The sequence below is a fragment of the Patulibacter minatonensis DSM 18081 genome (genome assembly GCF_000519325.1).
Classification (GTDB): Bacteria; Actinomycetota; Thermoleophilia; order Solirubrobacterales; family Solirubrobacteraceae; genus Patulibacter; species Patulibacter minatonensis.
Map to the genome: position 1 here is coordinate 3,578 of NZ_KI912613.1, position 10,196 is coordinate 13,773.

The window sequence follows — 10,196 nt, forward strand, 5'->3', positions numbered from 1 at the left end:
CGGTGGCCGCCGCCGAGGCCGCGGCGGCCGGCCTCCGGCCCGACGGCCCGGCCCGGGTCGCCGTCGACGGGACCACGGTGCACGTCGCCCTGCCCGTCGCCGCGGACCACCCGTCGTCGGCACGGCGGGGTCCCGGGGCCGTCGGGCCGGGCCACGCACCCGGCGGTCCCGGCGCCCACGCGACGCCGGTCGACCGTCCCGCCCCGCCCCTGGACCCCCGCCTGCTCCGCGCCCCGGGCCCTCCCCCGCCCCCGCGGGACGTCGACCTGGACGCGATCCGGCCCGACCTGGCCGAGGTGCACGACCGGCACGCACGGACCCTCGACGCGGCCCGGCCCGACGCCGTCGCGCGGCGCCGCTCCCGCGGGCAGCGCACGGCCCGCGAGAACGTCGCGGACCTCGTCGACGCGGGGTCGTTCGTCGAGTACGGGGCGCTCGCCGTCGCCGCGCAGCGCAGTCGCCGGTCGCTCGAGGACCTGATCGACCGGACCCCCGCCGACGGGCTCGTCTGCGGGGTCGCCGACGTGAACGGCGACGCCGTCGGGCGCGACCGGGCGGCGACGGTCGTCTGCGCGTACGATGCCACGGTGCTCGCCGGGACGCAGGGGGTCCGCAACCACGCGAAGACCGACCGCATGTTCCAGCTCGCGGCGCAGCGGGGCCTCCCCGTCGTGCTGTTCGCCGAGGGCGGCGGGGGCCGGCCGGGCGACGTCGACGTGCCGACCGGCGCGTGGCTCGACGCCCCGACGTTCCACGCGTTCGCGGCGCTGTCGGGGACCGTGCCGCTCGTCGGGATCGCCTCCGGGCGGTGCTTCGCCGGCAACGCCGCGCTGCTCGGCTGCTGCGACGTCGTGATCGCCACGCACGACGCGACGATCGGCCTGGGCGGCCCCGCGATGATCGAAGGCGGGGGCCTCGGCGTCCACGCGCCCGAGGACGTCGGGCCGATCGGGATGCAGGTCGAGAACGGCGTGGTCGACGTGGCCGTGCGCGACGAGGCCGAGGCGGTCGACGTCGCCCGACGCGTCCTCTCGTACGTCCAGGGTCCCGTCGCCCGGTGGACGGCGCCCGACCAGCGGCTGCTGCGCCACGCCGTTCCCGAGAGCCGCACGCGGGCCTACGACGTGCGGCGCGTCCTGTACGCGCTCGCCGACGTCGACGCCGTGCTCGAGCTGCGCGCCGGCTTCGGGACGAGCATCGTGACCGCCCTGGTCCGGATCGAGGGTCGCGCCTACGGCGTGATCGCGAACGACCCGTCGCGGCTCGGCGGCGCGATCGACTCCGACGCCGCGGACAAGGCCGCGCGGTTCCTCCAGCTCTGCGAGGCGCACCGGCTGCCGGTCGTCTCTCTGTGCGACACGCCGGGGTTCATGGTCGGGCCGGAGTCCGAGGCGACGGGGGCCGTCCGGCACGTGTCGCGGATGTTCGTCGTCGGCGCGAAGCTCACCGTGCCCCTGGTGACGATCGTCCTGCGCAAGGCCTACGGGCTCGGGGCGATGGCGATGGCCGGCGGCCACCTGCGCGTGCCGCTGGCGACGGTCGGGTGGCCGACGTCGGAGCTCGGGCCGATGGGGCTCGAGGGTGCCGTGCGGCTCGGGTTCTCGGGCGAGCTCGCCGCCGCCGCGGAGGGCGAGGAGCGCGAGGCGCTCTTCCGCCGCATGGTCGACGCCGCCTACGACGTCGGGCGCGGCCTGCAGACGGCGACGGCGTTCGAGCTCGACGACGTCATCGACCCGCTGGAGACGCGGCGATGGATCGTCTCCACGCTCGGGGACGCCCCGGGGCCGCGCACCGCGGCCGAACGCCTCGCGGCACCCCGCGGGCGGTGGATCGACACCTGGTGAGCGCCGTCCCGGTCCTCCCGATCGGTCGGCCGTGACCTGACGCTCCCGGCCCGGGTGTCCGGCTACTCCGCCTTCAGCGCCCACCAGATCAGGAGGCCCTGGAGCGGCAGCCGGGCGATCAGCGCGGGGCGGCCACCGGGGACCTTCGGGAACCGTTCGGGGTGCAGCGCCATGTTGACGTTCGCCGGGAAGACCCCGACCAGCGTGGCCGCGGCCAGCAGGCGACCGAAGCGCCGGGTCCGCGGGACCATCGTCGCCACGCCGGCGACGCCCTCGACGACGCCGGAGACCTGAACCAGGCGCTCGTGGGCGGGCAGGTAGTCCGGCACCATCGGGACGAAGAACTTCGGGATCACGAAGTGCGAGATCCCGGCGGACAGGAAGAACGGCCCGAACAGGCGCTTGATCGACGGCATGCGAGCACCCTACCGCCGGTCGCAATGGCTGCGGGAGCGCGCTCGCACAGCACGGCGACGCGTCACCGGCGCCGAAGGGCGAAGGGCCGCGGGCGGGTGCGGTCGGACCGGAGCGGAGCCTCGCCGGACCGGGTCAGACCGGCTCGGCCGGTGGATCGTCGCCCGCCCCGATCCGCCGCTGCATCCAGGCGACGTCGTGCCACGCGCCGTGCTTGTGGCCGACGGCCTCGTATACCCCGGCGGGCCGGAAGCCCATCGCCCGGTGCATCCCGGCGCTGGCGTCGTTGGGGAGCGTCATGCCGGCGAGCGCCGTGCGGTAGCCGCGGGCGGCGAGCCGGTCGAGCAGGACTGCGTAGAGCGCTCGGCCGCCGCCCGTCCGGCGTCGCCCCTGCTCGAGGTAGACCGAGACCTCGCACGCCCAGCGGTACGCCGGGCGCGCGGCGAACCGCCCGCCGTAGGCGTAGCCGATGACGTACCCGTCGGCGTCCTCCAGGACCAGCCACGCGTGCGACGCCGTCGCGACCGCGATCCGGCGGGCCATCTCCGCGGCGTCGGGCGGCGTGGTCTCGAACGTGATCGCGGTGTCCCGCACGTACGGCGCGTAGACGGCCGCGCACGCCGCGGCGTCCGCGGCGGTCGCGTCGCGCACGAGCCCGGGGCCCCGACCGTCCATGCGGTCCGATGGTACCCCGCCCGATCGACGTGCCGGTCGGGCCGCGGTCGAGGCCGGGCCGCGCGTGGCTCAGCCCCAGGGCGCGTTCGGGACGACCGGCTGCGCCGGGTCCCCCGCGCACCGCCCGCCGCGCAGGCGGTACACCGAGACCATCGGCCCCGGGCGCTCGTAGGCGAGCTCGTACGTCGTCCCCTGGCGGTCGATCTGGTACTTCACCGGCGCGGTCGTGGGGCCGTACGGCAGGCGCTTCGGTCCGGCGTCGGGCGCGAACGGCGAGACCTGCCACACGAGGTCGGCGCGGCGGGTCAGCTCACGGTAGTAGCGGATCGCCTCGGGGACGAGCCCGGGCGTGCGGCCCGCGCGGCCGGCCTGGTAGCTGCCCGTGACGACCCAGCAGTACCCGTAGCGCTCGAACTCGTCGATGAGCTCCGGGTAGAGGATGCGGACCCACGACGAGAAGCCCGCCTTGATGCGGAGCTGCGGATGACGCTTGCGGTCGCGGCGCTGGACGGCCGGGATCGTGTGGTAGATCGACCAGCGCGTGAGGCTGTAGAAGTCGTTGCGTCCGTCGAAGGTCGGCGTCCACGAGCCGGGCGACATCGACTCGACGACGACGCCGGAGCGCGCCGGGATGTGGTCCTCCATCCAGCCGCGCGCGATCGTCCGGGTGTCGTCGCGGCCGACGACGTGCGCGGTGTGCGCGCTGTGGGCGAAGGACTGCGCGCCCAGGCCGACCGCCAGGACGACGGCGAGCGCGATCCGCACCGGGCGCCGGCGATCGCCGGTCGCCGTCGTTCGCGGGCGATCGTCCGAGGACCGCTCCGGACCGTCGCCGACCGGCGACACGGGCACGTCGGCGTCGGCCGCCGCCGTCCGACCGTCGGTCTCGGCCGTGGCCGGGACGTCCCTCCGCCGCAGGAGCCCCACGACCTCGCTGACCGCGAACCCGGCCGCGATCGCAAGGACGGGGACGATCGGCAGCAGCCAGCGCGCGAAGAAGCGGTCCTGCGGGCCCATCACCAGCAGGTAGCCCGCGACGAGCGGCAGCAGGACGACCGCGATCCGCCACCGGCGCCACGCCAGGAGCGCGGCCCCGACCACCGCGGCGATCAGCGGCGCCCAGCCGACGCCCCAGCCCGCCGCCCACGTGTAGAAGGCGAACCCGTTGGTCATCGGCTCGCCGACGTACCGGCCGGACTTCGACCAGTTGGCCTGGTACTCGATCGCGCGCCAGACCTCGTGCGGGTCGATGAAGACGTACGGGTTGGAGACCACGAACGCGACGACCGCGACGACGCCCATCAGGACCCCGCGGCGGACGGCGTGCGGCCAGCCCGTCGTGGGCGTCCGCAGCACCAGCGCGGCGATCGGCGCCAGCACCACGATGCCCGCGTTGTACTTGAAGCCCGCCGCCAGTCCGACCGCGATCCCGGCGAGCACGAACCCGCGACGCCGGCCGGGCTCGTCCTGCAGCAGCCACGCCGCGCCGAGCAGCCCCAGCGCGACGAACAGCAGCGTCGGGCCGTCGGCGAGCGCCACGCGCGAGTACGCCACCGGCAGGAAGGCGACGGCCAGGAGGCCCGAGGCCACGAGCGCCGCGGTGCGGCCCACGAGGCGCCGGGCGGCGGCGTGGAGGACCGGGATCGCGGCGACCGAGAGCACCGCCACCACCCAGCGGCCGAGGAGGTACGCCTGACCGGGGTCCTTGACCAGGGCCTCGCTCGGCGACATCCCCTGCGGGCGGAACCACGCCTGGTCGACGATGCCGAGCAGCCCCATCATCCCCGGCGGGTTGACGAGCTCCCGGTAGCCGAGGCGCTGGTGGAAGAAGCCCGCGGCGTCCGGGACGAACCGCGCCGACTCGTCGATGTTGTAGACGAGCGGCAGGTTCTGGCCGAGGTTCCAGACGCGCAGCAGCAGCGCGACGAGCACGATCCCGCCGAGCACCCCGAGCTCCCAGCCGGGGACGTGCGCGAACGGGCGGCGGCGTGGCCGGCGGGCGGCGGGCGCCGGGCCGGGCGCGGAGGTCGCGTCGGACATCGGTAGGGCAGGCTACGGGCCGGAGCGTTGGCCGTGAGCCGCGGGCGCGCCTCAGGCGGCCACGCGCATCGCCGCGGCCAGCTCGGGGCCGAGCGCGTGCTCGGTCTCCCCCAGCCGCACCGTCAGCGGGCCGCCGAACGGCTGGCGGTCGACGAGCGTCAGGTGGACACCCGGGACGATGCCGCGCTCCGCGAGGTACCGCAGCATCGCCGGGTCGGTGTCGGAGACCCGGACGAACGGGGCCTCGTCGCCGACCTCGAGGTCCTCGAGGCTGCGCGTGGAGCGCTCCGCGATCTCGAGCTGACGGTCGGGGATCGGGTCGCCGTGCGGATCGAACTCCGGGTGTCCGAGCTTCGCCGAGATCCGCTCGACCAGGTCGTCGGAGACCGCGTGCTCGAGCCGCTCGGCCTCGTCGTGCACGCGGTCCCACGGGACCTCCAGCACCTCGACGAGGAACAGCTCCAGCAGCCGGTGGTTGCGAACCGTGCGCAGGGCGACCTTCCGGCCCTGCTCGGTCAGCACCACGCCGCGGTACGGCTCGTGCTCCAGGAGCCCCAGGTCCGCGAGCCGCCGCAGCATCGCCGAGACCGACCCCGGGGTGATGCCGAGCCGGCCGGCCAGCGCCGTCGTCGGCACCGCGCCCTCCAGACGGGTCTCGAGCGCGAAGACGGCCTTCAGGTAGTCCTCGACCGCGGTCGAGGGGGGAGGCGCCGACGCGGAGGCCATGCGCCGCAGCCTACGGGAGCGGGTCGCGGGGGCGGGCCTCCCAGGTCCCCCTCGACCGGGGATCACGCGCCGCCCGCCCGAGGCGCCGACGCGGAGGCCATGCGCGGCAGCCTACGGGAGCGGGTCGCGGGGACGGGCCTCCGGGTGGCGTACGATCGCGCCGTGCGATCGCGCGTCCTGGTCCTCGCCGCCGGCCTGACCGTGCTCCTCGCGGGCTGCGGCGACGACGACCGCCCGTCGTCGGCGGGTCCGACGGCCACGGTCCCCGCGAGCGTGGCCTCCGCCGCGCAGACGGCCGCGATCCCCGACGGGCTCGTCCCGGCCGCGACGGCGGACGAGGCGCGCGACCCGGCGGTGCTCACCGATCTGCGAGCGCGGCTGGCGCGCGCGCCCGGGCGGCTCCGGGAGGTCCGCTCCGCCCGGTACACGATCGACCTCGACCTCTCGTCCGGCACCGTCCGCGGGTCGGGGCGCGCGGACTTCCGCACCGGCGAGAGCCTCGGGCGGCTCTCGGTGTCGTCCGACGGGTCCACGCTGACGCTCGACCAGTACAACGACGGCAAGGACACGTCGGGCCGGCCGCAGGGCTCGGCGACGTGGACGAAGGACCCGTCGATCGTCCCGAACGCCCCCGGCAACTCCACGGGCATCTTCGCCCGGCGCCTCCGCATCGGGCTCGCCGGGGCCGAGGCGACGCTCGACGGCGTGCGGTGTCGCTGGGCGGCCGGCGTCGTGCCGCTGACCGAGCTGCTGGCCGACGTCCGGGACGACCCGTCCGTGCAGGCGTTCCTCCGCGCCGCGAAGGACGACGCGATCTTCCCGATCGGCGCCTGTCTCTCACCTGACGGCCTGATCGTCGGTCTGCGCTACGACGTCGACTTCGGGCGGGACGTCGGGCTCACCACCGGCCCCGACGCCGGACAGTCCTTCCGCGGCCGGATCGGGTTCTCGGACTTCGGCCGGGCGCCGGCGATCCGGCGCCCGGCCGGGGTGCCGCGGAGCTGATCCCCGCGGGGCCGGGCGGCGCACGCGGTACGGTCGGGCCGACCCCGATCACGACCCGAGGAGCACCCATGGCCAGCTTCAAGCCCGTCTACACCGCGAACGCCACCGTCACCGGCGGCCGCGCCGGGGGCGGGAAGACCGACGACGGGAAGCTCGACGTCAAGCTCGACATCCCCGAGGCCCTCGGCGGCAAGGGCGGCGACGGCACGAACCCCGAGCAGCTCTTCGCGATCGGCTGGGCGGCGTGCTTCGAGGGCGCGATCGGCGCGGTCGCGGGCGACACCGACGTCTCCGACGTGTCGATCGACGCGACCGTCGAGATCGGCAAGGGCGGCTCCGGGCTCTCGCTGCAGGCGACGCTCGCCGTGACGCTCCCCGGCGTCGACGACGAGACCGCGAAGAAGATCGTGCACGACGCCCACCAGGGCTGCCCGTACTCGAAGGCCACCCGCGGCAACGTGCCGACGACGCTGACCGCCAACGGGCAGCCCGTCGAGGCATAGACCCAGGTTACGCGCGGGGCGTGCCGCGGCGGCACGCCCCGCGCCCGCGGTCCGGCAGCGGTCGACCGCCGGGGCCCCGCGCATTCGATCACGCGACCGGCGAGCGGTAGCGTGCGCGCTGTGCACGCCCCCGAGCCGTCGTCCGTCGATCCGCTGCAGCCCGACGCCGGGTTGCTCGCCCGCCTCGCCGCACTGGCGGTCCGGGTCGGCGCCAACGTCCAGCCGGGGCAGGTCGTCGCGGTCGGCGGCCAGGTCGGCGGGCACGAGCCGCTCGTCCGCGCCATCGCCGCCGAGGCCTACCGTGCGGGCGCCTCGTTCGTCGACGTCGCGTGGTTCGATCCGCTCGTCAAGCGCGCCCGCCTCGAGCACGCGGGCGAGGACACCCTCGACGTCGTGCCGCCGTGGCTCGGCGCGCGCATGACCGCGCTCGGCGAGGCCCGCGCCGCGAACATCTCGCTCGTCGGCCAGGTCCGCCCGGGCGTGTTCGACGGGATCGACCCCGCCCGCGTCGGCCGCGACCAGCTGCCGTCGCTGCGCGAGACCGCCGGTGTCATCAACCGGCGCGAGCTGAACTGGACCGTCGTCCCCGCCCCGAACGCCGGCTGGGCGGGGCTCGTCTTCCCGGACCTCCCGCCCGCGGACGCGCTGCGCCGGCTCGAGGCGGACATCGTCACCGTGCTCCGGCTCGAGGACGACCCGGTCGCCGCGTGGCAGGCCCGCGCAACCGAGCTGCGCGCTCACGCGGCGAAGCTCAACGAGCGCCGGTTCGACGCGATCCGGCTCGTCGGCCCGGGGACCGACCTGACCGTCGGCCTGCTGCCGTCGTCCGTCTTCATCGCCGCGGGCATGGACACCGTCGGCGGCATCCCGCACCAGGCGAACGTCCCGACGGAGGAGGTCTTCACGACCCCAGACCCGGCCCGCGTCGACGGCGTCGTCCGCGCCACGAAGCCGCTGACCCTGGGCGGTACGACCGTCGACGGCATCGAGGTCGAGTTCCGGGGCGGCGAGGTCGTCCGCGCCGATGCCACGACCGGCGTCGAGGTGCTGCGCGGCTGGATCGCCCGGGACGAGGGCGCCCGGCGGCTCGGCGAGCTCGCGCTCGTCGACGGCGACGGTCGGGTCGGGCAGACCGGCACCGTCTTCCACGAGACGCTCCTGGACGAGAACGCCGCCAGCCACCTGGCGCTCGGCTCCGCGTACACGATGTGCCTGGAGGACGAGGCCGACCACGCGCGCGCCAACCGCTCCGCGATCCACGTCGACTTCATGGTCGGGTCCCACGAGGTGACCGCGATCGGCCTCGACGCGGGCGGCGCGGAGACCGAGGTGCTCGTCGAGGGCGCCTGGCGGCTGTAGGACGGCGGACCGCCGGGACGGGTGGCCCGGGCCACGGACGGTCCGCGGCACGACGACTCGGTCGCGCGGCGGTCGGCCCTCCCGGTCCGGTGGCGCGGCGGCGGTGCGCCCCGCCGCGCCGCGGGCCTCGGAGGACGCTGGCGCGACCGACCACGAACGTCCAGCGACGTCCAGCCGGCCGCCGCGCCCGCGGGCCGGCATCCTGGACACCTGGACCGTCGAACCCCGTCGAGGGCCCGGATACGCTGTCCGCGTGTGGGACGACGGAGACGTGATCAGCTTCCAGGCGCTCCGGCGCGGCACGCCCGTGCGGTCGACCGACGGCGTGGAGATCGGGACCGTGCGGCACGCCGACGCGATCGCCCGCGAGCACCTCTTCGACGGGATCGTCATCGACACCCCCGACGGCAAGCGGTTCCTCGACGCGCCCGAGGTCCTGCGGATCCACGAGCGGGCGGTGCTCACGACGTTCCCCGCCGCCGAGGCCGGGGAGCACCTGCAGCCCGTCGGCTCGAAGCTCGCCGCGATCGCGCAGAACACCACCACCGCGCGCCGGCTCAAGCGCCTGTCGAACAGGACGAAGGACCGGGCGAAGAACGCGTGGGACCGCCGCTGAGCCGAGGGCGGGCGGCAGGGTCCGGGGGACCTTCGGTAGCCTTCCCGGTCCGCTGGAGAGGTGCCAGAGCGGTTGAATGGGCACGACTGGAAATCGTGTAATGGGGAAACTCATTCGGGGGTTCGAATCCCCCTCTCTCCGCCTCAGCAGGACCGACGGCCGCCCACGGGGCGGCCGTCGTCGTTCGCGGGGGAGCGCCCGGCGACCACCGCGACGCAGCCCCGCGGATCGGGGCCGGGTGCCCACGCGCGGCGGTGACCCCCGGCACGACGGCGGGTGCGATCATCGGCCCGTGCAGCCCCCTGCCGGACCATCCCCCGTCGGCCCGTCACGGGCACCGACCCGATGACCACCCGGCTCTTCCTCCTGCGCCACGGCACCACCGCCGCGGTCCGCAGCGCCGCCTTCCCCCTCGACGAGGGCCTCGACGCCCGCGGTCGCGCGGAGGCCCACGCGCTGCGCCGCCACCTGCCGCAGGACCCGCGGGTGCTGCGCTCCCCCGCCCGACGCTGCGCCGAGACCGCCGCCGCGCTCGGGCACGGCGACGCCACCGTCGACGACGGCCTGCGCGAGGCCGGCTTCGGGGACTGGGCGGGCCGGAGCGTCGCCGACCTGCACGCCGCCGACCCGGCCCCGGTCGTCGCCTGGATGACCGACCCGGCGTTCACGCCCCCCGGCGGCGAGTCCCTGGAGGTCCTGACCGCACGCGTCGGGGCCTGGATGGCCGCGCACGACGACGCCGAGGCGCCCCTCGTCGCGGTCACGCACGGCGGGGTCGTGCGGGCGGCGATCGCCGTCGCGCTGGGCGCGCCCGCGGGTGCCGCGTGGCGGATCGACGTGACCCCGGGATCGCTGACCGAGCTGCACGCGCACGACGGCCGCTGGCGGCTGACCCGCGCCAACTGGACCCCGACCCGGGACGAGGTCCGCGCCGCGCGGGCGGAGCTCGGCGAGAGCGGCGACGGTGGGGTCGTCGGCGCCGGAGGTGAGGCGGGCGGCTCGGCGGGCGGGACG

10 protein-coding genes and 1 tRNA gene are annotated in these 10,196 nt (G+C 76.1%); 7 read left to right on the plus strand and 4 right to left on the minus strand.

The features are described 5' to 3' along the window. A partial coding sequence (locus PATMI_RS26075) for a carboxyl transferase domain-containing protein (RefSeq protein ID WP_157260529.1) occupies positions 1-1,844 on the plus strand: 1,844 nt, incomplete at its 5' end. A gap of 62 nt (positions 1,845-1,906) precedes the next feature. Here the strand turns inward: PATMI_RS26075 and PATMI_RS0100040 are convergent. From PATMI_RS0100040 to PATMI_RS0100055, 4 genes are all read right to left on the minus strand, one after another. Beyond that, positions 1,907-2,260 (minus strand): DoxX family protein, encoded by a 354-nt coding sequence (locus PATMI_RS0100040; protein WP_026909370.1) that lies wholly within the window; start codon positions 2,258-2,260, stop codon positions 1,907-1,909. A 133-nt stretch (positions 2,261-2,393) separates the two neighbouring features. Beyond that, positions 2,394-2,933 carry a GNAT family N-acetyltransferase gene (locus PATMI_RS0100045; RefSeq protein ID WP_026909371.1) on the minus strand — a complete coding sequence of 180 codons (540 nt, stop codon included), beginning with the start codon at positions 2,931-2,933 and terminating at the stop codon, positions 2,394-2,396. A 69-nt stretch (positions 2,934-3,002) separates the two neighbouring features. Continuing rightward, entirely contained in the window at positions 3,003-4,973 is a 1,971-nt protein-coding gene (locus PATMI_RS0100050; RefSeq protein ID WP_026909372.1) for a glycosyltransferase family 39 protein, read from the minus strand. Positions 4,974-5,024: 51 nt separating this feature from the next. Further along, positions 5,025-5,699, minus strand: a complete 675-nt coding sequence (locus tag PATMI_RS0100055) for a metal-dependent transcriptional regulator (RefSeq protein ID WP_026909373.1) — start codon at positions 5,697-5,699, stop codon at positions 5,025-5,027. 162 nt (positions 5,700-5,861) lie between these two features. On the opposite strand from PATMI_RS0100055, the gene PATMI_RS0100060 reads away from it, so the two are divergent. The 6 genes from PATMI_RS0100060 to PATMI_RS26085 form a co-directional block, all read left to right on the plus strand. Next, entirely contained in the window at positions 5,862-6,704 is an 843-nt protein-coding gene (locus PATMI_RS0100060) for a hypothetical protein (RefSeq protein ID WP_026909374.1), read from the plus strand. A 68-nt stretch (positions 6,705-6,772) separates the two neighbouring features. Continuing rightward, positions 6,773-7,207 carry an organic hydroperoxide resistance protein gene (locus tag PATMI_RS0100065; RefSeq protein WP_026909375.1) on the plus strand — a complete coding sequence of 145 codons (435 nt, stop codon included), beginning with the start codon at positions 6,773-6,775 and terminating at the stop codon, positions 7,205-7,207. 120 nt (positions 7,208-7,327) lie between these two features. Beyond that, complete coding sequence (locus PATMI_RS0100070; RefSeq protein ID WP_051470866.1) at positions 7,328-8,566, plus strand: aminopeptidase; 1,239 nt, start codon at positions 7,328-7,330, stop codon at positions 8,564-8,566. A gap of 253 nt (positions 8,567-8,819) precedes the next feature. Further along, a complete protein-coding gene (locus PATMI_RS33460; RefSeq protein ID WP_051470867.1) occupies positions 8,820-9,182 on the plus strand; it encodes a hypothetical protein in 363 nt (120 codons plus the stop codon). A gap of 54 nt (positions 9,183-9,236) precedes the next feature. Then, positions 9,237-9,323 (plus strand) — tRNA-Ser (locus PATMI_RS0100080). 204 nt (positions 9,324-9,527) lie between these two features. Continuing rightward, positions 9,528-10,196, plus strand: a 669-nt coding sequence (locus PATMI_RS26085; RefSeq protein WP_051470868.1) for a histidine phosphatase family protein, incomplete at its 3' end; no start/stop codon positions are given.

Excerpts from the sequence above, each read along its gene's own strand:
- PATMI_RS0100045 (WP_026909371.1), bottom strand. The coding sequence starts at position 2,933 with ATGGACGGTCGGGGCCCCGGGCTCGTGCGCGACGCGACCGCCGCGGAC.
- PATMI_RS0100055 (WP_026909373.1), bottom strand. The coding sequence starts at position 5,699 with ATGGCCTCCGCGTCGGCGCCTCCCCCCTCGACCGCGGTCGAGGACTAC.
- PATMI_RS0100050 (WP_026909372.1), bottom strand. The coding sequence starts at position 4,973 with ATGTCCGACGCGACCTCCGCGCCCGGCCCGGCGCCCGCCGCCCGCCGG.
- PATMI_RS0100065 (WP_026909375.1), top strand. The coding sequence starts at position 6,773 with ATGGCCAGCTTCAAGCCCGTCTACACCGCGAACGCCACCGTCACCGGC.
- PATMI_RS0100040 (WP_026909370.1), bottom strand. The coding sequence starts at position 2,260 with ATGCCGTCGATCAAGCGCCTGTTCGGGCCGTTCTTCCTGTCCGCCGGG.